The sequence below is a fragment of the Nocardia sp. PE-7 genome (assembly GCF_030486425.1).
Classification (GTDB): domain Bacteria; phylum Actinomycetota; class Actinomycetes; order Mycobacteriales; family Mycobacteriaceae; genus Nocardia; species Nocardia salmonicida_A.
Window position 1 is genome coordinate 5448161 of sequence record NZ_CP129614.1, and the last position, 21835, is coordinate 5469995.

The following is a 21835-nucleotide window of genomic DNA, read 5'->3' on the forward strand; positions in this document are numbered from 1 at the left end:
GCGAATCCGGGCTCGTGATTTGTCTCAGTGCTCTACTTCACCTGACGGGACGCGCATCCCTCGTACCTGCACGATTGCCTCGACATACGGACCGAGCAGGGCACTCATCTCGGCGGGGGCGTCGCGCTCCGGCACGGGCGGATTCGGAATGTAGCTCAGCGCGATCCGGACCAGCGCATGCGCGAGCACATCGGCCTCGGCGTGCGTCGCGTCCACCCAGCTGTGCATGAAGACCTCGGTCAGCCGCGTGGTGGCGTGTGCGAGCAGTGGGGCCGCGTCGAGGGTGATCAGCCGCAACAGATCCGGCTTCATCTCCCCGCTCAACAGCGAACGGACCAGCGGGTCGCCCGCGGCCGAGAGGAAGAACCCGCTCATCCCGACCCGAATCGCCGCACGCGCGTCACCGACATTGGCGTCGAGCGCCTCGCGCACATGGTCGACGAGATCGTCGGCCAGACGCAGCGCGTAGGCCTGCGAGAGCCCCGAGCGCGAACCGAACTCGTTGTAGAGCGTCTGCCTGCTCACCCCGGCCCTGGCCGCGACGTCACCGAGCGTGACCTTGGACCAGTCACGCTCGGTGAGCAGTTCGCGCATCCCGTCGAGGACCGAGGTGCGCAGCAGTTCGCGCGCGGCCTCCTGATACGGGATGCGCGAACCGGTGCGCGGGGTACCCGCGACGCTCACGAACGTTCGATCTCGACCATGAAGAAGTCGGACTTGCGGGCTCCACAGTCCGGGCAGGTCCAGTCGTCGGCGATGTCGTCCCAGCGGGTACCGGGCGCGATGCCGTCGTCGGGCCAGCCCTCGGCCTCGTCGTATTCGAAACCGCACTGGACACACTGGTAGAGCTTGTACTCGGTCACTGCGATACTCCTACCGCTTCGAAGTCGATCTTCTCGCGCACCCCACAGTCCGGACAGCACCAGTCGTCGGGAACGGCAGTCCACAGTGTGCCAGGCGGAAATCCTTCGCGTGGCGCGCCTTTGGCTTCATCGAAGACGAAATCACAGACCGGACATTTGTAGGCACTCACGACTCGACCTCGGTTCCGTACTTTTCCAGCACCTGCTCGCGGCGCTTGGGTTCGATATTGGCGAGGCTGACGTCCCCGCCGTAGTGCGCGAGCACGCGCTTGTCCATCACCTTGCGCCAGATCGGCGGGAAGTAGCCGATCAGGATCATGCTGGCATAGCCGCTGGGCAGGTTCGGCGCTCCGTCCCAACTGCGCAGCGTCTGATAGCGCCGGGTCGGATAGGCGTGATGGTCGCTGTGGCGCTGCAGGTGGTACAGGAAGATGTTGGTGACGATGTGGTCGCTGTTCCAGCTGTGCTCGGGCGCCGGTCGTTCATAGCGTCCGCTCGCGGTCTTCTGCCGGACCAGACCGTAGTGCTCGAGGTAGTTCACCGACTCGAGCAGGCTGAAACCGATCACGGCCTGCAGGATCAGATACGGCAGCACCTCGATGCCGAATACGGCGATCAAACCAAGCCATAACACCACCGACATCGCCCAGGCGTTGAGCACATCGTTGCGCAGCGTCCACGGGCTCTTGTCGAGTCGGCCGAGACGTTCCTTCTCGAGGTGCCAGGCCGAGCGCAGGCTACCCCAGACCGTGCGCGGCCAGAAGGCCCAGAAGGACTCGCCGATCCGCGAACTCGCGGGGTCCTCCGGGGTGGCGACCCGCACGTGGTGACCCCGGTTGTGCTCGATGTAGAAGTGCCCGTAGAACGACTGGGCCAGTGCGATGCGCGCGAGCCAGCGCTCCAGTTCGACCTTCTTGTGGCCGAGCTCGTGCGCGGTGTTGATGCCGATGCCGCCGATCATCCCGACGCTGATCGCGATACCGATCTTGTCGACCACATTGGCGCCACCGGGGAAACCGAGCCAGTGCAGGTTCGGCGCGGTGATGATGTAGCACGCGAAGATCAGCGAGGCGTACTGGAACGGCAGGTACAGATACGTGAGGTAGCGGTAGTACTTGTCGTTCTCCAGGTACTCCATCACCTCGTCGGGCGGATTGTTGCCGTCCGGCCCGAAGAACAGGTCGGCCAGCGGGATCACGATGTAGACCAGCACCGGGCCCAGCCAGAACGGGATCTCGGCGATGCGGTGCCAGCCGAGCTGGTTGAGACCCCAGATCAGCGGGATCGCGATCGTGAACAGGCCGGTCGGGGCGAACAGGCCCCACAGCCACAAATATCGTTTGGAATCTCGCCACTGCGGCGGCGCGACCCGCTGCTCGGACGTATTGGCATCAGTCGACATCATCGTCTCCAGTTCCGAGGCACATCTCACATCTGTGATGTGCGTAACTCTCTGTCACAGACGATAGGTGCGGATATGTCGGATGTCTAGACAAATTTCATGATTTGTAAAGATGGCCCGGTCGGACCACGAAAAAGACGGCCGTGCCCAGCTGGGCACGGCCGTCGTCGTTACAGGTCAGAGACCTTTTCAGGGGCCTTTACATCACCCCTCTGACCGAAGCAGAACGTCGGCGCCGGCAGGTAGCCCGTCGACCGGCCACCACCGCAGATCGGTCGATTCGGAGCTGCGGACCGGTACCGCGCCCGGGGGCGCCACGAGCTCGAAGAGCAGGTCGAGATGTCGCGTCGGCACTCCGAGCGAGCAGGTGATCGGGTGCGCCTGCGCGCCGTAGAGCCCCGGGGTGAGGATCAGGTCGGCGATGCCGGATTCCTCCACCGCCTCCCGCAGCGCGGCGTCCTGCACGGTCTTGTCATCGGGTTCGCAGTGACCGCCGAGCTGAATCCAGCGGCCCACGCGTGGATGCAGGGTGAGCAGGATGTCGCGACGATCGTGGGACAACACGATGGCAGACGCGGTGATGTGGCCGGGGGCGTGTTCACGCAGACAACCACGCGGCACCGAGCCGAGGAAGGCCAGAATCGCTTCGCGCAGTGAGTGATCCGCGCCGGTGCCGGGCTCCCACCGGGTGAGCAACTCGGTCGCCGAGGCGTGCAGCGATTCCGCGCTCATCGGGCCGACTCCGCGATCGCTGTCGGGTTCACAGTTCCACCAATCCCGCGCCGGCCGAGCCGACGACGCGCGGTGCGGGCTCCTCCAGCGGATGCCCGATGGCGATGGCGCCCAACGGCATCCAGTCCTCGTCCAGATCGAGGACCTCGCGGACGATCTCGGGCGCGAAGATGGTCGAGCCGATCCAGCAGCTGCCGAGACCGTCGGCGGCCAACGCGACGAGCAGGCCCTGCACGGCCGCGCCGACGGCCACCGTGAACATCGTCTGCTCGGCGGCCTGGCGACGAGCGTCGGGATAGTCATGGGCACCATCGGGCACACAGAACGGGATGATCACCTCCGGCGCGTCGAAAAGGATGCGCCCGCGCGCGATTCGACGCTGCACGCGTTCGGGGGCGAGCCCGTCGGCGGTGAGGTCGGCGCGCCACTTCTCGGTCATGGCCTCGAGCAACCGCGCCCGCAGGGCCGCCTCGCGCAGCCAGACGAAGCGCACCGGGCGGGTGTGGTGCGGTGCGGGCGCGGTGAGTCCGACCGCGACGGCGGCGCGGATACGTTCCGGGTCAACGGGTTCGTCGGCGAACGCGCGAACCGAACGACGCAGCGGCACAGCCTCTTTGCGGCCCTGCTCGAGCGCCTCGGCGGTGCCGAGCCAGAACAGGTCGTCGATGCCGCCGCGCAGCAGCGCCGCCGCGGTCGAACCGTCGTCGTCGGTGGTCAGCCCGCGCACCACCGCCACCGGAACACCGCCGAGCTTGCCTTTGACCAGGTCGGCGGCCGCGGCGAGCTCATCGGCGATGGCCACCTGCGTGACGTGCAGTTCGTTGCCCTGTTTGTCGACAGCGCCGTCGTAATCGTGCAGCACCCGCAGTCCGGCCGAACCGATGGCCGCGTCGATCTGCCCGTTGCGCCAGGCCCGGCCCATCGTGTCGGTGACGACAACGGCCACGTCGACGCCGAGCCGCTGGGCGAGCGCGGTGCGCAGGGCTTTCGCGCTGCCGTCGGGATCGACGGGCAGCAGCACCAATTCGCCCTCGGCCACATTGGAGCCGTCGACGCCGGAGGCCGCCTGCACGATGCCGAGCCGGTTCTCGGTGATGAGGGTGCGCCCCTTGCGCGCGAGCACCCGAACGGCCTCGTCCTCGACGAGCTTGCGCCGGGCGGTGTCGCGCTCCTCGGGGTCGAGGGGTGCGGCGACGATGCGCCCCTCGGCCTTCGACACGATCTTGCTGGTGACCACGAGGATGTCCCCGTCGGCGAGCCAGGGCGCTTGTGCCGCAAGGTGTTCGGCGAGGTCGTCACCCGGCCGGAACTCCGGCAGGCCGGTCACCGGAAGGATTCGCAGCTCGTCGGCGGCATGGTCGGGCAACACCTCGGCGGGGCCGTTCTCCGGCCGGATCGAGTCGGCCGCCTCCTGTGCGCTCATGCCTTCACTCCCGCCAATTCCAGTGCGGCGCGCGCCATTTCAGCGGTCGCCTCGGGGTCGCTCATCAACAGCGGCACGCTGCGCACCTCGACGCCCGCGACATCGGCGGAGTCGGTGGAGTGCACCAGCCATCCGTCGAGAATGCCGGTGGCCGAGCGGGCGCCGTAGTGGCGGGCGATCGCCTCGGCGGTGGACTCGACGCCGATCGCCGTGAGGCACTCATCTGCCATGCCGCGCAACGGTTTTCCGTCGATCACCGGCGACAGGCCGATCACCTTGGCCTCGGTGGTGCGCAACGCGCCTCTGATCCCGGGCACGGCGAGGATCGCGCCGATGCTCACCACGGGGTTCGACGGGGCCAATAACACGGCGTCAGCGGCGGCTATGATTTCTGTCACATTGGGTGCCGGAGTGGCTTGCTCGGCGCCGATCGAGGCAAATCCGTGGGTCGGAAGGGCCGCGCGGTACCGCACCCACCATTCCTGAAAGTGGATCGCGCGACGTTCGCCAGCATTGTCGGGATCGCTGACCACCACGTGAGTTTCGCAACGATCGTCGGTAGCCGGGATCAGCTTCACACCCGGCTGCCACCGATTACACAGCGCTTCGGTGACCGCGGACAGCGGATATCCGGCGCGCAGCATTTCGGTACGGATGAGATGGGTGGCGATATCGCGATCGCCGAGGCCGAACCAATCGGGCTGAGCGTTGTATTTCGCCAGCTCCTCTTTCGCGTTCCAGGTTTCGTCGGCATGGCCCCAGCCACGCTCGGTATCGATGCCACCGCCGAGGGTGTACATGCAGGTGTCGAGGTCGGGACAGATGCGAAGGCCATGCATCCAGACGTCGTCGCCGACGTTGACGATGGCGGAGATGTCGGCTTCGGGCAGCAGCTGCCGGACGCCTTGGAGGAACCGGGCACCGCCGACACCGCCGACGAGAACGGCGATCTTGGGCTCGCGCACCGCGTGTTGTGCAGTCACAGGGTCACAGCCTAGTGAGTGGCGGTTGCCCGTTGCTTCCGCGCCGAATGACAGCGAAGTTGCTGGTCATTTGCCACGGCACATAACAAGATCAACACGAAAGGCGGGTGCGGAGTGTAACGGAAGGGTGACGGCGGGTTGACCACCGGCAAGTGCGGCGTGTCTAATCACAGACATGTCATTCCGGTCACCGCGAGAAGACATAGCGCGGGGGCGTTTGCGAGAAGGTTCCAACTCGCCTGAAAAGGCTACTGCGCTAGGAATTAGCGCAGGGCACGTTTGCGAGAAGGTTCCGACTCGCCGGAAGGCAGGCTCGGGGAAGCCCGCGAGACTACGTCGCGGTGTTGGGCCGTCGGGGTTGCATCTGATCCGACGGAAAGAATCATTCTGCGCTAACACATAGTGAGGAGGCGGAACGATGACCGAAGATCTGGTCTCGCCGACCGATTCCACAGCAGGCGCAGCTCACGCTGTCTGCGCTGATATGAGCTGGCAGGAACCGGACGTGGTAAGCGAAGTCGCGGCTCCCCGGCTGAGTCTGGTCGTCACGGGCTTCGACGAAATGTTCGAGTCGATCGAAGAGCAGTGGCAGGAACGTGCCCTCTGCGCTCAGACCGACCCCGAGGCGTTCTTCCCCGAGAAGGGCGGCTCGACGCGTGAGGCCAAGCGAATCTGCTTGGGCTGTGAAGTACGTGACCAGTGCCTGGAATACGCACTGGCACATGACGAACGCTTCGGCATCTGGGGCGGCCTCTCGGAACGAGAGCGTCGCAGGCTGAAGCGCGGAATCGGTTAAGTGACTGTTCGAAAGTAGACTCTCTCCAGGCCTGGCCCGGAGCCACGCAGGCGCAGTACGTCGGTGTCTCCGGGCGAACGCCCTTGTTGATCTTCACGGTGCAGGCGAGAGAGGTGAAAGACCCATGGCACGTTCCCGGCGTCATTCTCCGGCACCCACCGCTCGTTCGGTGACCCGCCGCGGCCGCGGAGTCCGAGGCCCCATGCTTCCGCCGACGGTGCCCGCGTGGCGCACCAGGGGCCAGAAATTCGATCGGCTCGTGCTCGAGGCGTTCGCCCCACTGGACACCCGCTGGCACGATCGCCTCACCAAGCTCGATATCGCTGTCGACGATGTACCGAAAATCCGTCCGCTGCATCCTGATTCGGTCACCTGGCCGGACGAGGTCGTCGCCGACGGGCCCGTCCCGCTGTCACGTCTCATCCCCGCCGGCGTCGATCGCCACGGCGCGGCCACCCGCGCCAGGGTGGTGTTGTTCCGCAAGCCGCTGGAATTGCGCGCGGCCGATCCCGACGATCTGGTGGAGTTGCTGCGCGAGGTCCTCGTCCAGCAGATCGCGACCTACCTCGGCGTGGACCCAGATCTCATCGATCCCGAACCCGAGTAGGCGTACCTCCGCCTTCGCTCCGGCCATGCGCGAAAGCCGGTCGACCGCTACGCGACTGCGCCCACTGGGCGTACCTCCGCCTTCGCTCCGGCCATGCGCGAAAGCCGGTCGACCGCTACGCGACTGCGCCCACTGGGCGTACCTCCGCCTTCGCTCCGGCCATGCGCGAAAAACTGTCGAACGCATGCGCGACTACGCCCGTTTAGGGCGTGTCCGTATCCACTTTCGGTGCGCGGAGGGCTAATCTCGACGTCGTGATCCCTATGCGTCGTTGCTGCCGACCCGGCTGCAAGAACCCGGCTGTAGCGACGCTGACTTATGTGTACTCCGACTCGACAGCCGTCGTCGGACCCCTGGCCACCGTCGCCGAACCACACTCCTGGGATCTCTGCGAAACGCACGCCTGCCGCATCACCGCGCCCAAGGGCTGGGAACTGGTTCGCCACGAAGGCGGCTTCTCCTCGAGCAACCCGGACGACGACGACCTCACCGCACTGGCCGAAGCTGTCCGCGAAGCCGGCCTACGCCGCCGCCCCGCCGCCGAAGCCGACCAGCCGGGCTACCGCGACAACGCCCCCTCGGCCCCGCGCACCGCGCGGACCGGCCGCCGCGGCCATCTCCGCGTTCTGCCGGATCCGTAGCTAGTCCGGCCAGGATCCCGAGGAGTCGGCGCAGCCCGCTAGGGTTAGCCACATGACGACCCTCGCGCGCTCTGGCGAACTCGTGAATGCCGTGATCAAGGCTTATGACGTCCGCGGGGTGGTGGGCGAACAGATCGACGAGGCGTTCGTCGGCGATGTCGGCGCTTCCTTCGCCCGCCTCATGCGCGCCGAGGGCGCCCAGCGCGTGGTGATCGGCCACGACATGCGCGAGTCCTCCCCCGCGTTGTCCGAGGCGTTCGCGCAGGGCGTGCGGGCCCAGGGGCTGGATGTGGTGCACATCGGTCTCGCCTCCACCGACCAGCTCTACTTCGCCTCGGGCAAGCTCGGCTGTCCGGGCGCCATGTTCACCGCCAGCCACAATCCGGCGAAGTACAACGGCATCAAGCTGTGCCGCGCGAACGCGCTGCCGGTCGGCCAGGACACCGGGCTGGCGACCATCGCCGCCGAGGTGATCGAGGGTGTGCCCGCCTACGACGGCACGCCCGGCACCGCCACCAGCACCGATCTGCTCGCCGACTACGCGGACTACCTGCGCGAGCTGGTGAACCTCGACGAGATCCGTCCGCTCACCGTCGCGGTCGACGCGGGCAACGGCATGGGCGGGCACACCGTGCCCGCCGTCCTCGGCACCCTCGGACCGATCACGATCGTGCCGCTGTACTTCGAACTCGACGGCTCGTTCCCCAACCACGAGGCCAACCCGCTCGATCCGAAGAACCTCGTCGATCTGCAGGCGCTGGTGCGTTCCAGCGGCGCCGACATCGGCCTCGCCTTCGACGGCGACGCCGACCGTTGCTTCGTCGTCGACGAACGCGGCGAGCCGGTGTCCCCCTCGGCGATCACGGCCATCGTGGCCCAGCGTGAGCTGGCCAAGGAGCCGGGCGCCACCGTGATCCACAACCTGATCACCTCGCGCGCGGTGCCCGAGCTGGTGGAGGAGCTGGGCGGCAAGCCGGTGCGCACCAGGGTCGGGCACTCGTTCATCAAGCAGGAGATGGCCTCGACCGGCGCGGTGTTCGGTGGCGAGCACTCGGCGCACTACTACTTCCGCGATTTCTGGGGTGCCGACTCGGGCATGCTGGCCGCGCTGCACGTGCTGGCCGCGCTCGGCGAGGGCACGCGCCCGGTCTCGGACCTGATGGCCGAATACGACGTGTACGCCGCCTCGGGCGAGATCAACTCGACCGTCGCCGACGCCGCCGAGCGCACCGCCGCGGTGCTCGACGCGTTCGCCGACCGCACCGAGTCGGTGGACCGCATGGACGGTGTCACGGTCGATCTGGGCGGCCATGCCTGGTTCAACCTGCGCGCCTCGAACACCGAACCGCTACTCCGACTCAATGTCGAGGCCGGATCGCGCGACGATGTAAACGCACTCGTGACCGAGATCCTGAGCATCGTCCGCGCCTGACTGGGAAGATGAAACCAGTAGCAGTGGAATCACATGCCCGGTATTCGGGCACGGCAGATTACGAGCATTGCCGGTGCCCGGCTGGAATAGTGGAGTCACGGACGACACAGCGCGATGAGGGGAGGTGGATTCGGCGATGATCGCTGGAACACCGGTATTCGACCTCGACGATGCCGAGTCGCTGGCAGCGGCCGACACCGCCGGCGCCCTGCGCTCGGCCGCTTCGGGCGGCGCCCAGGTGCGTGCCACGGCCGCGGCGGTCGCCGAAACCTCGCTCATCGATCGGCTCTCCGATCTGCGCCCGCGCAGCTTGGTGCTGGTCGCCGGCTCGGGTCGGGCCTCGCGCGCGGCCGGGCTGCTGGTCGCCACGCTCGGTGACCGGGCCGGGCTGCCGATCGTGCATGTCACCTCGCTGCCACCGTGGGTGGGTCCGCTGGATGTGGTCCTGGTGGCCGGTGACGACGCGGGCGATCCGCGACTCATCGACGCCGTCGACCGCGCCCTGCGCCGCAGTGCGGAAGTGGTGATCGCCGCCCCCAACGAGGGTCCGTTGCGCGCGGTCGCCGCCGGTCGCGCGATCGTGCTCGAACCTCGGGTGCCTGTCCTCGACCACAATCGGCTGCTGCGTTTCCTCGCCGTCGGGATCGCGGTGTTGCGCGGTGTCGACGCCCAGCGCAGCGGTCCGTCCACTCCCGATCTCACCGCGCTGGCCGACATGCTCGACGCCGAGGCGCTGCGCGACGGCCCGCACACGGAAGCGTTCCGCAATCCGGCCAAAACTCTCGCCGCCCGCATGCACGGAGTCGGCGTAGTCCTCGCGGGGGACTCCCCCGCCGCCGTCGAACTGGCGGGCCACGGCGCCGAGGTGCTGCTGCAATCGGCGGGCAGGCTCGTCTCCGCCGCTGATCTGTCCGATGCGGTCGCCTCGGTCGGCCGTCTCTCCCAGGCAACCGGCGGCACCGCACCCGGCTTCGATCCGCTGTTCCACGACGAGGAGCTCGACGGACCCGCCCCGGTCGAGCGGGTGCGAGTACTTGCCTTGAGCGTGCATCCCGATCAGGCTGCCGCCCGGCGCAAGCTGGCGGTCTTCGAGGGCGCGGGCGGTGGCTTGGTCGACGCCGAGCTGATCCATGCCGATGTCGACGTGCTGCAATCCCAGCTCGCCGATCCCGCCGCCGCGCCCGCGATCGAGCGCACCGCTGCCGCCTCCGCCGCAGGGGGCGGACACGGCAGCGAACTCGAGCAGCTCGCGGTACTGGCGCTGCGGCTGGACATGGCCGCGGCCTATCTTCGGCTGACCCTCGCACGCGGTGCCGCCGCGCCCGAACCGGATCGATACGACGGGGGACGCTACTAGTGCAGGAACTCGTTGGTGCGCTGCGTTCTTACGCATGGGGGTCGCGCACCGCGCTCGCTCAGCTGTGCGGACGGCCGGTGCCTTCGGCCCATCCCGAAGCCGAACTCTGGTTCGGCGCGCACCCGGCCGATCCCGCCCACGTGCAGACGGAATCGGGCAAACGCTCGCTGGTCGAGGTACTCACCGCCGACCCCGCGGGCGAATTGGGCGCGGTGGCCGATACTTTCGGCGCCCGCCTGCCGTTCCTGCTGAAAATCCTCGCCGCCGAGGAACCGCTGTCGCTGCAGGCGCACCCGAGTTCGGCGCAGGCGCGAGCCGGATTCGAACGGGAGAACCGCACCGGCGTCGCGCTCGATTCGCCGTTGCGCAACTACCGCGACGACAGCCACAAGCCCGAACTCGTTGTCGCGCTGGAGCGTTTCGAGGCGCTGGCCGGGTTCCGCGACCCGCTCCGCACCGTCGAATTGTTACGAGCGCTCGACGTGCCCGGCCTCAATATCTATGCCGAACTACTTGCCGCCCAGCCCGATTCGGCCGGCCTGCGCACCCTGTTCACCACCTGGATCACGCTGCCGCCCGCCGCGCTGTCGAAGCTGCTGCCCACGGTGCTGGAGGGCTGTGTGCACTACCTGTCCAGCAAGGGCGCGCGGGCGTTCACCGCCGAGGTGCGCACCGCGCTCGAACTGGCCGAGGTCTACCCCGGCGACGCGGGTGTCCTCGCCGCGCTGCTGCTCAACCGGCTGACCCTGGAACCGGGCCAGGCGCTGTTCCTCGCGGCCGGCAATCTGCACGCCTACCTGCGTGGGGTCGGGGTGGAGATCATGGCCAACTCCGACAACGTGCTGCGCGGCGGGCTCACCCCCAAGCACGTCGACGTGCCCGAACTCCTGCGGGTGCTCGACTTCGAGCCGATCGACCTGCCGGTGATCGAACCCGCACCCGGCGACGACGGCGGCATCCGGTACCCCACGCCCGCACCGGAATTCGCCCTGTGCCGCTTCGATCTCGGCGCCGAGGACGAGCCGGTGGTGCTCGCCGACGTCGGGCCGGGCATCGTGCTGTGCACCGCGGGCACGCTCGAGCTCTCCGAGAACGGACGCACCCTCATCGTCGAACGTGGCAGCGCGGCCTGGATCTCCGCCGCCGACACCGACATCAAGGCGCGCGCGTTGCGCGGGCCCGCGCAGCTGTTCAGCGCCTGCGTCGGCGACGGCAACTGATCTGTGCCGTAGGCGAACCCCCGCCTCGGCTCCCGCGCAGGACAATGACCGCTCCGCGTCGGTGTCCCATTAGGCTGTGGCGAGTCGTGTTCAGTGAACAGAAGGGCGGGCCGGCATGTCGGCTGGTGGTGGCAAGAAGGCGATCGTCGCGGCGTTGGTAGCCAACGCGGGGATCGCGGTGGCGAAGTTCGTCGGCGCGTTCATCACGGGGTCGGCGTCGATGATGGCGGAGGGTGTGCACTCGGTCGCCGACACCTCGAATCAGGGTCTGCTGCTGTTCGGGCAGCGCGCCGCCGCCAAGGACGCCGACGAACTGCACCCGTTCGGGTACGGCCGTAACCGCTACTTCTACTCGTTCGTCGTGGCGCTGGTGCTGTTCACCCTCGGCTCGGTGTACGCGGTCTACGAAGGTATCCACAAGGTCCAACATCCCGAGGAGCTGAGTCAGCCGATCGTCGCGGTGATCATCCTCGTGATCGCGATCGGCCTCGAGACTTTCAGCTTCCTCACCGCGGTGCGCGAATCCAGGCCGCTCAAGGGCGATGCGAGCTGGTGGCGGTTCATCCGCAACTCGCGCAGCCCCGAGCTGCCGGTGGTGTTGCTCGAGGACACCGGCGCACTGATCGGTCTGGTACTCGCGCTCGGCGGCGTCGGCCTGACCATGGTCACCGACGACCCGATCTACGACGGCATCGGCACCCTGGCCATCGGTGTCCTGCTCGGCGTCATCGCGATCGTGCTGATCGTCGAGATGAAGAGCCTGCTCATCGGTGAAGGCGCCACCCCCGAACAGGGTGTGGCCATCCGCGAGAACCTGGTCGACGGCGCCAAGATCACCTCGGTGATCCACCTCAAGACCCAGTACCTGGGCCCGGAGGAAATGCTGGTCGCGGCCAAGGTGGCGCTCGCCCCGAACCTGGACGTCGCCGGTGTCGCCGAGGCGATCGACGCGGCCGAAACGCGCGTGCGCGCGGCAGTACCTACCGCCCGCCTGATCTACCTGGAACCCGACCTCTACCGGGTGAAATAGCGGCTGGCGCCGCGGTTCTCGGCGCTTGACTCCGCCTCTTCCCTCCCTCCGGGCACTCCTTCGTCGCGCCCTCCACTCAGTCCAGAGGCGCCAGGCGCGCCGAGAACGCCTGGCCCGACGACACGGTGCGGGGTCGAGGTGTGGGTCGGCGACCGTTGTAGCGTTCGTCTATGGCCGAGCAAGGTGGAGAGAGCAAGGTCGCGATCCTCGCGGCGCTCGGGGCGAACGCCGGCATCATGGTCGCGAAGTTCATCGGCGCGTTCATCACCGGATCGTCGTCGATGCTGGCCGAGGCGGTGCACTCGGTGGCCGACACCGGCAACGAGGCGCTGCTGCTGGTCGGGCAGAACCGAGCCGACCAGCCGCCGGACACGCTGCATCCGTTCGGGTATTCGCGCAATCGGTACTTCTATTCGTTCGTCGTGGCGCTGGTGCTGTTCACGATGGGTTGCTTGTTCGCGATCAACGAAGCGATCCACAAGATCCGGTTCCCCGAGGAGATCGAGTCGCCCTGGGTCGCGATCGGCATCCTCGGTGTGTCGATGGTGCTGGAGAGCGCCAGTTTCCTCACCGCCCGCAAGCAGTCGGCGCCGCTGAAGGGCAAGAACACCTGGTGGCACTTCATCCGCACCACCCGCAATCCCGAACTGCCGGTGGTGCTGCTCGAAGACGCGGGCGCCGTTACCGGCCTGCTGTTCGCGCTGGCGGGTGTGAGTCTGTCGATGATCACCGGCAACACCGTGTGGGACGGTGTGGGCACCTTGCTCATCGGCATCCTGCTCGGCGTGAACGCGGTGATCCTGATCGTGGAGACCAAGAGCCTGCTGATCGGTGAGGGCGCGACGGCCAAGGACGACACCGCGATTCGGTCGGCGCTGCTCGCCGATCCGCGGATCGAGCGCGTCATCCGGATGCAGACCCAGTACCTCGGTCCACAGGACCTGTTGATCAACGCCAAGATCGCGCTGCACGCGGGCCTGGACATCACGCAGGTGTCCGAGGTCATCGACGCCGCGGACGACCGCATTCACGCCGCCGTGCCGAACACGTGCACGGTCTACCTCGAGCCTGATGTGTTCGAGCCCGACAAGGTCCACGACCGACCGATGAAGCCGAGCTGAGCGGTTACCGGTAGGCGGGCTCCGCGCCGCGCAACAGGTCGAGCGGGTCGGTGACGATGCCGAAACGGTTGCGCAGCAGGTGTTGTGCCGCGTGCAGCCCCGACATCCCGTGCACGCCGGGCCCCGGCGGGGTCGACGACGAGCACAGGTAGGTGCCCGGAATCGGGGTGGAGTAGGGGTTCCAGCGAGCGAGCGGGCGGAACAGGGTCTGGCGCGTGGACATCGCACCCGCCGAGATATCGCCGCCGATGTAGTTCGCGTTGTGCGCGGGCATGAAAGCCGCCGGTCGCACATGTTTGGCGAGGATCAGATCGCGGAAACCGGGCGCGAAGCGTTCGACCTGGTCGATCACCTGGTCGCTGATATCGCGATCGGTGCCGTGGGGGACGTGGGCATAGGTGTAGAAGGTGTGCTGTCCCTCGGGTGCTCGGGTGGTATCGACCACGCCGGGCTGAATCGCCAGCACGAACGGCCGATCGGCGAAAGCGCCGGTGGCGACCTGATATTCGGCGTGCATGGCCTCGGCCCTGGTGCCGACCAGGTGCAGGGTGCCCGCCAGGTCGGCGCCCGGCGCGGCCCACGGCACCGGTCCCGACAGGGCGAAGTCGACCTTGCAGGCGGCGTTGCCGTACCGGAAACGCCCGAGGCTGTTGCGGTATCGCGACGGCAGCCGGTCACCGGCGATGCGGAGGAGTTCGGCGGGCGAGGTGTCGAACAGCACCGCGCGGGCGGTGGCGAGTTCGGCGAAATCGTCGACCCGGTGCCCGGTGAGCACCTCTCCACCGAGGCTTTCGATCTCGGCGATCATCGCATTCGGGATCGCCTGACTGCCGCCGCGCGGGATCACCCAGCCGCCCGCGTGCGCGAGGGTGCCGAGCAGCAATGCGGCGCCGACCGCGGGGAAAGCGCGCGGTGAGGTGATGGCGTGGGCGGCCACACCACTGAACATCGCGGGCGCCACGTCATCGCTGAAGCGGTTGTCGGACAACGGCGATGCCTGCTCGAGCAAGCGGGTCGCGAACTTGATGCCCGTGCCGACGCGCAGCGGTGGATGTCGCAGATCCGACATGGCCAGCTCGACCACCTCGGGCCAGTGTTCGACCAGCGGCGCGAACAGCTCGCGCCAGGCTCGGCCGTCGCGCCCGAGGTCGGCGACGGTGGATTCGAGGTTGCGCCAAGCCAATCCGGCGACTCCACCGTCGAGCGGGTGGGCGTAGGAGACGGTCGGGGTGAGCAGGTCGACGCCGTGCGCGGCGAGATCGAACGCGCGAAAGAACGGTGACGCCAACGCCATCGGATGCGCTCCGGCGCAGATGTCGTGATGGAAGCCGGGCAGGGTGAGCTCGGCGGTGCGCGATCCACCGCCTGCCTGCTCCTGCGCCTCGAGAACCCGCACCGACAACCCGGCGCGTGCGGCGATCACGGCCGCGGCAAGACCGTTCGGCCCCGACCCCACTACTACGACTTCCGTCATCCGCCGTCCCTTCGCCCTCGGCCGCTCTGCCGACCTGCGTCGTTGCCTCCAACCTACGCGGAGCGGCGAGCCTGTCGCAGTGCGCTCGGTCACCCGGCCGGTTCGATACCGCGACGGCACCGTACCGAGCGGGACCCACCGCGCCGGATCGCCGGACCGGTGTGGCGCGAGACGGTTTCGAACAGCGCGGTCCGGCTCAGCTCGGCTCGACCGCCGCTTCGCTGGTTCCGTCGACCAGTAGGGTGATGCGCCGTTCGCGCAGTTCGGGGCGCAATCGGCCGTTGCGGTCGAGGGTGGCCAGGCCGTGCAGGGAGGCCCAGGCGACTTCGGTGCGCGCGCCCAGGTCGTCGCCTTCGGAGTAGGGGGCGAACATCGCCTCCAGGCCGGCGAAGGCATCGCGCAGGGGTTGTGGGGCGTCGAGACCGAAGTTCAGGTCGGTCTTCTGCTGGAAGATGGCGTCGTAGCGAGCCGGGTTGTCGGTGGCGAAGTCGAGGTAGGCGCGCGCGACGTTGGCGATCACCTCCGCATGGGTGGTCGCCGCCTCACGGGCCAGCTTCAGTTGTTCGGCGAGCTCGACGCAACCCTGCAGGGCGACGGCGCCGACGATGGCCGCCTTGTTCGCGAAGTGGCTGTAGAGCACGGGCTGGCTGTATTCGATGCGGTCGGCCAGTTTGCGGATGGTGACCGCGTCCCAGCCTTCCGCTTCGGCCATCTCGCGCGCGGTGTCGATGATCCGCTGATGCCGTTCGGCGCGTTCGCGTCCCTTGCGCTGTTGGGTGCTCATGCTCGAAATTCTAGCAGCGCTAGACAAGGTAGCGCGACTCTGGTTATAGTTCTACCAACACCTAGCGCCGCTAGATTTGAGAGCAAGCAACAAGATTCAGGAGCACCTCATGACCACCTCGCGCATCGCCACCGCCCTCTCCCTGCTCGGCGGGATCTTCATCATCTACGTCGGCATCAACTACCTCATCGCCCCGGAGGCGACGGCCGCGGGCTTCGGTCTCCCCGCCGTGCCCGAAGGCGACGCGGTGGCCTTCCTGAACCTCAAGGGCGTCCGCGACGTGGTGAGCGGTCTGGTGATCCTCGGCCTGCTGGCCACCAGGCAGCGCTTCGCGCTCGGCGTCGCCATGCTGGCCACCTCGCTCACGCCGTTCGGGGACATGGCCACGGTTCTGAGCTGGCACGGCTCCACTGCCACCGCGCTGGGCGTCCACGGCTTCACTGCCGTACTCGTCGCGCTCGCCGGCATGCTGCTGATCCGCGAAAGCCGCGTGAGCGCGACGGAGCGCCCACTCGTCGCGGCCTGACCACACCAGCGATGAATTCCGCCCCACCGCACCGTCTTCACCGATAACGAACACCCATCGAGGAGGAATCACCATGGCGAACGCGCCGCACGGCCCCGCGTCGTACTTCCCCACCATCGAGACCAAGTACGGGCGCACCGTCGACGAGTGGTTCGCCCTGCTCGACGCGGCCGAGCCGACCGGGCACACGGCCCTGGTCACCTGGCTGAAGTCCGAGCACGGTCTCGGCCACGGCCACGCCAACGCCCTGGTGCAGTTCCACCTCAACCCCGGCAAGTGGTCCAGGATCTGACCCCCGAAACGGCAGACGGTCCAGCTGCTCCGCCCGTAGGCCCCGCGATTCCTCGTCGCGGGGCCTACGACCGTCTCAGGACACCTCGACCGGCTGCGCTGGAACAGGTTTCGTGAGTTCGACGGGCTGATCCACCTCGTGGTCGTCGACCATCGCCTCCTCGTCGAACGGCAGTTCACGGTCGAGCACGCGGCGGGTCCGGTCGGCGTCGACGGTCTTGGTCCAGGTTCCGATGAGCAGCGTGGCCACCGCGTTGCCCGAGAAATTGGTCAGCGCACGGGCTTCCGACATGAAGCGGTCGATGCCGACGATCAGGCCGACGCCGTCGAGCAGGTCGGGACGATGGCTCTGCAGGCCGCCGGCGAGGGTGGCCAGACCAGCGCCGGTGACGCCCGCGGCGCCCTTGGACGCGATGATCATGAACAGCAGCAGGCCGATCTGTTCACCGAGCGCGAGCGGCTTGCCCATGGCGTCGGCGATGAAGATCGAGGCCATCGTGAGATAGATGGCGGTGCCGTCGAGGTTGAACGAATACCCGGTCGGCACAACGACACCCACGGTGGTGCGCTCCACACCCGCGTGTTCCAGCTTCGCGATCAGTCGCGGCAGCGCCGATTCCGACGACGAGGTCGCCAAGATCAGCAGGTACTCACGCGACAGGTACCGGCACAGCTTCAGGATCGAGACGCCCGAGACCATCCGCAGGAGTACGCCGAGCACACCGAACACGAACACCAGACACGTCAGATAGAACGCGATCATCAGCGTCGCCAACTGCACCACCGCCGACCAGCCGGTGCGCCCGACCACGTTCGCGATCGCGCCGAAAGCGCCGATCGGAGCCAGCCACAGGATCATCGACAGGATGCGGAACACCAGCTTCTGACCCAGCGCAACCGCGCGCAGGATCGGTGCGCCCGCATCGCCCATCGCCTGCACGGCGAACCCGACCAGCAACGCGACGAACAGGGCCTGCAGCACGCTGCCCGCCGTCAGCGACGACACGAGCGTGGTCGGCACGATGTTCTGGATGAAGTCCCACGTGCCGCCCGCGCTGTGCGCCTGATCGGCGTATTTCGCACCCGCTCCCGAGGCGCCGACATCGAGGCCCTCACCCGGATCGATGAGGTTTCCGACGACGAGCCCGATGCCGAGCGCGACCGTCGACATCACCAGAAAATAGCCGATGGCCAGGCCACCGACCTTGCCCACGGTGGCGGCCGCGCGCACCGAACCGATGCCCAGCACGATCGTGCAGAAGATGACCGGTGCGATCATCATCTTGATCAGGTTCACGAACACGGTGCCGAGCGGCGCCAGTGACTGACCGAATTCCGGGGCCACCCGGCCGACAATGACGCCGGCCACGACGGCGACGATCACCGCGATGTAGAGCCAATGGGTATGGTCGCGTTTCCGTTGTCCGGTGGTTGAGCTCATGTCGACGAGCATGAGCAACTATTGTGACGGCCGTCACTTTGGTCCATAAGTTTCATATCGATGCATAACGTTCGAGAAATTCAGGTCGGAGGCAAGAGGTGCGACGAGGACGACTGTCGCTCGCGGGACAGGCCTTCGTATGGCAGCTGGTGGTGTTGGCGCTGCTGATCGCCGTCGGCACGATCCTGGCCGTGCTCGATGCCAGGCGCGATCATGATCTGGCCGCGGAAATGCAGGTCAGAGACGTGGCGGTGACGGTGGCGCGGTCGCCGTCGACCTTGGCCGCGGTGAACTCGCCCTACCCGAGCGGGCTGCTGCAGCCGACCACCGAGCGGATCAGAGCGGCCACCGGCATGGACTTCATCGTCGTGATGGCGACCGACCGCACCCGCTACACCCACACCAACCCCGACCTGATCGGCAAGCCGTTCGTCGGCAGCATCGATGGCGCGCTGGCGGGCCAGACCCTGACCGAGACGTTCACCGGCACCCTCGGCCCCTCGATCCGCGCGGTCACCCCGGTCTACGACAACGGCCGGGTGGTGGCGCTGGTCTCGGCCGGGGTCACCCGGGCCAAGATCAGCACCCAGGTGGCCTCCCAGCTACCCCTGATCCTCGGGGTGGCCGCGGTGGGGCTCGGGCTGGCCGCCCTGTCGTCGTTCCTGATCAGCCGCAGGCTGCGCCGCCAGACCCACGGTCTGGCTCCCGACGAACTGCGCGCGCTCTACGAACACCACGACGCGGTGCTGCACTCCGTGCACGAGGGACTGGTGGTGTTCGGCGCCCCGGGCGAGGCCGCGGAGGTGGTCAACGATCAGGCCCGCACCCTGCTCGACCTGCCCGACGGTCCGGTGTTCCGGACCGACCTGCCCGTCTCGCTGCAACAGATGAGCGGGGGCGTGGTGCGCGACGAGACGCACGTGACCACCGACCGCATCCTGCTGGTCAATCAGGACCTGGTCAGTTGGGATGGCCGCGAGATCGGCACCGTGCTCACCATCCGCGATCAGACCGAATTGCGCGCGGTGCTCGGCGAACTCGACTCGGTGCGCGGCTTCGCCGAATCGCTGCGCGCCCAGGCGCACGAGGCGGCCAACCGGCTGCACACCGTGGTCACTATGGTCGAGCTGGGCCGCCCGGACGAAGCGGTGACCTTCGCGACCGCGGAATTGCAGCTCTCGCAGGTGCTGATCGACCGGCTGCTGGCCGCCGTCGGCGACGCGGCACTGGCCGCGCTGTTGCTCGGCAAGGTCGACCAGGCCGCCGAACGCGGGGTGGGCCTGGCCATCAGCGAGGACACCGCGCTGGATTCCACCGATCCGCTGTCGGCACACGAGACCGTCACCCTGGTCGGCAACCTGATCGACAACGCGATCGACGCGGCGGCGGGGACCGTCGACAAGCGCGTCGAGGTGTCGGTGTGTCATCGTGACGGCGCGCTGTGGGTCCAGGTGTCCGACAGCGGACCGGGGATGTCGGCACAGATGTTCTCCCGAGCCGCCGAACGCGGCTACACCACGAAATCCGACCACGCGGGCCTCGGCCTCGCTCTGGTGCACCGCCTCGTCGACCGACATCGCGGCACCATCACCACCACGGCCGCACCACACAGCGCGGTCATCGTTCGCATTCCGCTGAAGGAGACACCATGATCCGCGTGCTGATCGTCGAGGACGAGCCGTTGATCGCCCAGGCACATCGGGCCTATCTCGAACGGCTCGACGGTTTCGTCACCGGCGGTGTCGTCCACACCGGACGCGACGCACTGCGGGTGGCGGCCGACGCGATCGCCGAGGGCAATCCGTTCCACCTGGTGCTGATGGACATCGGGCTGCCCGATATCAGCGGGCTCGATGTGGCCGCCGCGCTCAACGGACTGCAGCCGCGCCCCGATGTCATCGCGATCACCTCGGCGCGCGAGCTGAACATGGTGCGCAGCGCGGTGGCGCACGGTGTGGTGTTGTACCTGCTCAAGCCGTTCACCTTCGCCGCGTTCCGGGAGAAGCTGGAACGCTACCGCGGTTTCGACACCGCGCTGCCCGCGGGCGAGGCGGCGCTGTCGCAGTACGACATCGACCGCGCGCTCGGTGCGCTGCGCACCGCCGACCAGAAGGCCGGTGCGCCGAAAGGCGTTGTGCAGCACACCCTGGAGGAGGTGTCGCGGGCGGTGCGCTCGGTCGAATCGGGCATCACGGCCACCGATGCCGCCGCGGCCGTCGGTGTTTCGCGGATCACGGCGTGGCGGTACCTGGAGAAGCTCGCCGACGACGGATTGGCCGAACGCCGTGCCGATTACGGCCGGGCCGGTCGCCCGAAGACCCGCTACCGCTGGCGCACGAGCACGTAACCGACTCGCACGCACCGGACTCAGGCCGGACGGGACGCACCCGCCAGGTCATCCGGCGCCGAGGTTCGCGCCACCGGGCCGAGGTCGACCGGCATGTGTTCGAAACCGTGCAGCGTGAACAGGTTTCGGCGCACCGGCTCGCCGCGTAGTCGCAGGTTCGGGTAGCGGGTGTAGAGCGCGCGCAGGGCGTGCACCGCTTCCATCCTGGCCAGGCTCGCGCCGAGGCAGGCGTGGATCCCGCTGCTGAAGGCCACGTGCTCCCGGAGATTGGGGCGGTCGATGTCGAAGCGGTGCGGGTCGGGGAAGACCGCCGGGTCGCGGTTGGCCCCGGCCAGCGACAAAATGACCGTCGTCTCGGCCCGCACCAGGTCGCCCTCGACCTCGACGTCCTCCAGCGCCTGGCGCGCGGTGGTCTGGACCGGCGGATCGAAGCGCAGCGTCTCCTCCACCACATCGGGCCAGCGATCGGGATCGTCCTGCGCGAGCGCGAGCTGATCGGGATGGGCCGACAGCGCGGCCACCGCGTTGCCGATCAGGTTGACCGTCGTCTCGAAACCCGCGCCCATCAGCAGACTCGCGCCCGCCTGTAGTTCGGCCAGACTCAAATCGCCCGAACGGACCAGGGTGGACAGGATGTCCTCACCCGGCGCGCGGCGCAGCGTGGCGATGTGGTCGGCGAGGTATTCGTCCATGTCCTCGATCGCGCTCACCGCGGCACGGTAGGTCCGCCACGACGTGCCGATGTCGAGCAGCGGCGTGACCTTATCGCCCCATTCGAGGAACCTGTCCCGGTCCGGGGGTGGGAAGCCGAGCATCTCGGCGATGATCGCGATCGGCACTTTGGCGGCGAAATCGGTGATCAGGTCGACCGAGCCGTTCGCCGGCATCGCGTCGAGCAGTTCGGCCGTGACCACCTCCACGCGATCGCGCAGCCTGGCGACGGCGCGCGGGGTGAACGCCGAGGCCACCGGCTTGCGCATGCGCGTGTGCTCGGGCGGATCGATGACCAGCATCGACGGCGGCTCGACCGGATTGGGCGGCACCGTGACCCGTTCGGCGAGCTTGCGCCACGGGGTGGGCAGGTCGTTGCCGAGGGCGGGCCGCACCCCGAACCTGGGGTCGCGCAGGATCGCTCGGACCGGCTTGTGGTCGAACGCGGCGAGAGACAACGGCGTCCTGAGCACTCCGCCGGACCCGCGCAGCTCATCGATCAGCGGATAGGGGTCGTGCAGACCCCGCCGACCGCTGAGCAAGATCGCGAACGGATCGCCGCGGCGGGCCTGCCAGTGCAGAATCGCTCTCGGCGCGCCGTGCTCGGCCGACCATCGAACCCAGTATTTCGCAATCATCGCCACCCCTGCCACT

The 21835-nt window shown here is 67.9% G+C and carries 23 protein-coding genes; 12 read left to right on the top strand and 11 right to left on the bottom strand.

Annotated features, from left to right (window positions below; translation table 11 throughout):
* Positions 1–24: 24 nt before the first annotated feature.
* The 7 genes from QX204_RS25610 to cofD all read right to left on the bottom strand — a co-directional run bounded on the left by QX204_RS25610 (position 25) and on the right by cofD (position 5403).
* Positions 25–684: a TetR/AcrR family transcriptional regulator gene (locus tag QX204_RS25610; RefSeq protein WP_301902933.1), complete on the bottom strand. Its 660-nt coding sequence runs from the start codon at positions 682–684 to the stop codon at positions 25–27.
* Positions 681–863, bottom strand: a complete 183-nt coding sequence (locus QX204_RS25615) for a rubredoxin (RefSeq protein ID WP_056813067.1) — start codon at positions 861–863, stop codon at positions 681–683. The genes QX204_RS25610 and QX204_RS25615 overlap by 4 nt, the downstream gene beginning before the upstream one ends.
* On the bottom strand, positions 860–1033 hold the full coding sequence (locus QX204_RS25620) for a rubredoxin (RefSeq protein ID WP_082844102.1): 174 nt from the start codon (positions 1031–1033) through the stop codon (positions 860–862). Before QX204_RS25620 ends, QX204_RS25615 begins: the two co-directional genes overlap by 4 nt.
* On the bottom strand, positions 1030–2268 hold the full coding sequence (locus tag QX204_RS25625) for an alkane 1-monooxygenase (protein ID WP_301902936.1): 1239 nt from the start codon (positions 2266–2268) through the stop codon (positions 1030–1032). Before QX204_RS25625 ends, QX204_RS25620 begins: the two co-directional genes overlap by 4 nt.
* Positions 2269–2469: 201 nt before the next feature.
* Complete coding sequence (locus QX204_RS25630) at positions 2470–2997, bottom strand: NUDIX hydrolase (protein WP_301902937.1); 528 nt, start codon at positions 2995–2997, stop codon at positions 2470–2472.
* Positions 2998–3025: 28 nt separating this feature from the next.
* The gene (locus tag QX204_RS25635) at positions 3026–4420 is read right to left on the bottom strand and encodes a coenzyme F420-0:L-glutamate ligase (RefSeq protein WP_301902938.1); all 1395 of its coding nucleotides are present in this window, start codon (positions 4418–4420) and stop codon (positions 3026–3028) included.
* Entirely contained in the window at positions 4417–5403 is a 987-nt protein-coding gene (gene cofD, locus QX204_RS25640; protein WP_301902939.1) for a 2-phospho-L-lactate transferase, read from the bottom strand. The genes QX204_RS25635 and cofD overlap by 4 nt, the downstream gene beginning before the upstream one ends.
* A gap of 562 nt (positions 5404–5965) precedes the next feature.
* Here cofD and QX204_RS25645 point away from each other — a divergent pair.
* The 8 genes from QX204_RS25645 to QX204_RS25680 all read left to right on the top strand — a co-directional run bounded on the left by QX204_RS25645 (position 5966) and on the right by QX204_RS25680 (position 13607).
* Entirely contained in the window at positions 5966–6199 is a 234-nt protein-coding gene (locus QX204_RS25645) for a WhiB family transcriptional regulator (RefSeq protein ID WP_133733920.1), read from the top strand.
* Positions 6200–6323: 124 nt separating this feature from the next.
* On the top strand, positions 6324–6806 hold the full coding sequence (locus QX204_RS25650) for a metallopeptidase family protein (protein ID WP_194826429.1): 483 nt from the start codon (positions 6324–6326) through the stop codon (positions 6804–6806).
* Between the two features lie 254 nt (positions 6807–7060).
* The gene (locus tag QX204_RS25655) at positions 7061–7447 is read left to right on the top strand and encodes a DUF3499 domain-containing protein (RefSeq protein ID WP_301902940.1); all 387 of its coding nucleotides are present in this window, start codon (positions 7061–7063) and stop codon (positions 7445–7447) included.
* A 52-nt stretch (positions 7448–7499) separates the two neighbouring features.
* Positions 7500–8879, top strand: coding sequence for a phosphomannomutase/phosphoglucomutase (locus QX204_RS25660; RefSeq protein WP_301902941.1), 1380 nt, complete (start codon positions 7500–7502; stop codon positions 8877–8879).
* Between the two features lie 136 nt (positions 8880–9015).
* Complete coding sequence (locus QX204_RS25665) at positions 9016–10236, top strand: tobH protein (protein ID WP_301902943.1); 1221 nt, start codon at positions 9016–9018, stop codon at positions 10234–10236.
* Positions 10236–11456, top strand: coding sequence for a mannose-6-phosphate isomerase, class I (gene manA / locus QX204_RS25670; RefSeq protein ID WP_301902944.1), 1221 nt, complete (start codon positions 10236–10238; stop codon positions 11454–11456). Before QX204_RS25665 ends, manA begins: the two co-directional genes overlap by 1 nt.
* 115 nt (positions 11457–11571) lie before the next feature.
* A complete protein-coding gene (locus QX204_RS25675; RefSeq protein WP_301902945.1) occupies positions 11572–12486 on the top strand; it encodes a cation diffusion facilitator family transporter in 915 nt (304 codons plus the stop codon).
* Positions 12487–12656: 170 nt separating this feature from the next.
* Positions 12657–13607: a cation diffusion facilitator family transporter gene (locus tag QX204_RS25680; RefSeq protein WP_301902946.1), complete on the top strand. Its 951-nt coding sequence runs from the start codon at positions 12657–12659 to the stop codon at positions 13605–13607.
* Positions 13608–13611: 4 nt separating this feature from the next.
* Here QX204_RS25680 and QX204_RS25685 read toward each other — a convergent pair whose 3' ends face one another.
* Together QX204_RS25685 and QX204_RS25690 are read right to left on the bottom strand one after the other, a co-directional pair.
* Positions 13612–15081 carry a phytoene desaturase family protein gene (locus tag QX204_RS25685; RefSeq protein ID WP_301902948.1) on the bottom strand — a complete coding sequence of 490 codons (1470 nt, stop codon included), beginning with the start codon at positions 15079–15081 and terminating at the stop codon, positions 13612–13614.
* A 196-nt stretch (positions 15082–15277) separates the two neighbouring features.
* A complete protein-coding gene (locus QX204_RS25690) occupies positions 15278–15865 on the bottom strand; it encodes a TetR/AcrR family transcriptional regulator (protein ID WP_301902949.1) in 588 nt (195 codons plus the stop codon).
* Positions 15866–15974: 109 nt separating this feature from the next.
* On the opposite strand from QX204_RS25690, the gene QX204_RS25695 reads away from it, so the two are divergent.
* Both QX204_RS25695 and QX204_RS25700 read left to right on the top strand, forming a co-directional pair.
* Complete coding sequence (locus tag QX204_RS25695) at positions 15975–16391, top strand: DUF4267 domain-containing protein (RefSeq protein ID WP_301902950.1); 417 nt, start codon at positions 15975–15977, stop codon at positions 16389–16391.
* 73 nt (positions 16392–16464) lie between these two features.
* Complete coding sequence (locus QX204_RS25700) at positions 16465–16683, top strand: DUF4287 domain-containing protein (RefSeq protein WP_301902951.1); 219 nt, start codon at positions 16465–16467, stop codon at positions 16681–16683.
* Between the two features lie 75 nt (positions 16684–16758).
* Here QX204_RS25700 and QX204_RS25705 read toward each other — a convergent pair whose 3' ends face one another.
* On the bottom strand, positions 16759–18123 hold the full coding sequence (locus QX204_RS25705) for a cation:dicarboxylate symporter family transporter (protein WP_301902952.1): 1365 nt from the start codon (positions 18121–18123) through the stop codon (positions 16759–16761).
* A gap of 98 nt (positions 18124–18221) precedes the next feature.
* Here QX204_RS25705 and QX204_RS25710 point away from each other — a divergent pair, with 98 nt between their 5' ends.
* Together QX204_RS25710 and QX204_RS25715 are read left to right on the top strand one after the other, a co-directional pair.
* Positions 18222–19775 (top strand): ATP-binding protein, encoded by a 1554-nt coding sequence (locus QX204_RS25710; RefSeq protein ID WP_301902954.1) that lies wholly within the window; start codon positions 18222–18224, stop codon positions 19773–19775.
* A complete protein-coding gene (locus tag QX204_RS25715) occupies positions 19772–20470 on the top strand; it encodes a response regulator (RefSeq protein WP_301902956.1) in 699 nt (232 codons plus the stop codon). Before QX204_RS25710 ends, QX204_RS25715 begins: the two co-directional genes overlap by 4 nt.
* Before the next feature lie 20 nt (positions 20471–20490).
* On the opposite strand, the gene QX204_RS25720 is transcribed toward QX204_RS25715, so the two are convergent.
* The gene (locus tag QX204_RS25720) at positions 20491–21819 is read right to left on the bottom strand and encodes a cytochrome P450 (RefSeq protein ID WP_301908113.1); all 1329 of its coding nucleotides are present in this window, start codon (positions 21817–21819) and stop codon (positions 20491–20493) included.
* Positions 21820–21835: the final 16 nt, after the last annotated feature.

Bases quoted from the DNA above. Each gene is read 5' to 3' on its own strand.
- QX204_RS25625 (WP_301902936.1), bottom strand. From the start codon at position 2,268: ATGATGTCGACTGATGCCAATACGTCCGAGCAGCGGGTCGCGCCGCCG.
- QX204_RS25715 (WP_301902956.1), top strand. From the start codon at position 19,772: ATGATCCGCGTGCTGATCGTCGAGGACGAGCCGTTGATCGCCCAGGCA.
- QX204_RS25690 (WP_301902949.1), bottom strand. From the start codon at position 15,865: ATGAGCACCCAACAGCGCAAGGGACGCGAACGCGCCGAACGGCATCAG.
- QX204_RS25630 (WP_301902937.1), bottom strand. From the start codon at position 2,997: ATGAGCGCGGAATCGCTGCACGCCTCGGCGACCGAGTTGCTCACCCGG.
- QX204_RS25720 (WP_301908113.1), bottom strand. From the start codon at position 21,819: ATGATTGCGAAATACTGGGTTCGATGGTCGGCCGAGCACGGCGCGCCG.
- QX204_RS25700 (WP_301902951.1), top strand. From the start codon at position 16,465: ATGGCGAACGCGCCGCACGGCCCCGCGTCGTACTTCCCCACCATCGAG.
- QX204_RS25660 (WP_301902941.1), top strand. From the start codon at position 7,500: ATGACGACCCTCGCGCGCTCTGGCGAACTCGTGAATGCCGTGATCAAG.
- QX204_RS25635 (WP_301902938.1), bottom strand. From the start codon at position 4,420: ATGAGCGCACAGGAGGCGGCCGACTCGATCCGGCCGGAGAACGGCCCC.
- QX204_RS25695 (WP_301902950.1), top strand. From the start codon at position 15,975: ATGACCACCTCGCGCATCGCCACCGCCCTCTCCCTGCTCGGCGGGATC.
- QX204_RS25680 (WP_301902946.1), top strand. From the start codon at position 12,657: ATGGCCGAGCAAGGTGGAGAGAGCAAGGTCGCGATCCTCGCGGCGCTC.
- QX204_RS25650 (WP_194826429.1), top strand. From the start codon at position 6,324: ATGGCACGTTCCCGGCGTCATTCTCCGGCACCCACCGCTCGTTCGGTG.
- QX204_RS25665 (WP_301902943.1), top strand. From the start codon at position 9,016: ATGATCGCTGGAACACCGGTATTCGACCTCGACGATGCCGAGTCGCTG.
- QX204_RS25685 (WP_301902948.1), bottom strand. From the start codon at position 15,081: ATGACGGAAGTCGTAGTAGTGGGGTCGGGGCCGAACGGTCTTGCCGCG.
- QX204_RS25675 (WP_301902945.1), top strand. From the start codon at position 11,572: ATGTCGGCTGGTGGTGGCAAGAAGGCGATCGTCGCGGCGTTGGTAGCC.
- QX204_RS25645 (WP_133733920.1), top strand. From the start codon at position 5,966: ATGTTCGAGTCGATCGAAGAGCAGTGGCAGGAACGTGCCCTCTGCGCT.
- QX204_RS25705 (WP_301902952.1), bottom strand. From the start codon at position 18,123: ATGAGCTCAACCACCGGACAACGGAAACGCGACCATACCCATTGGCTC.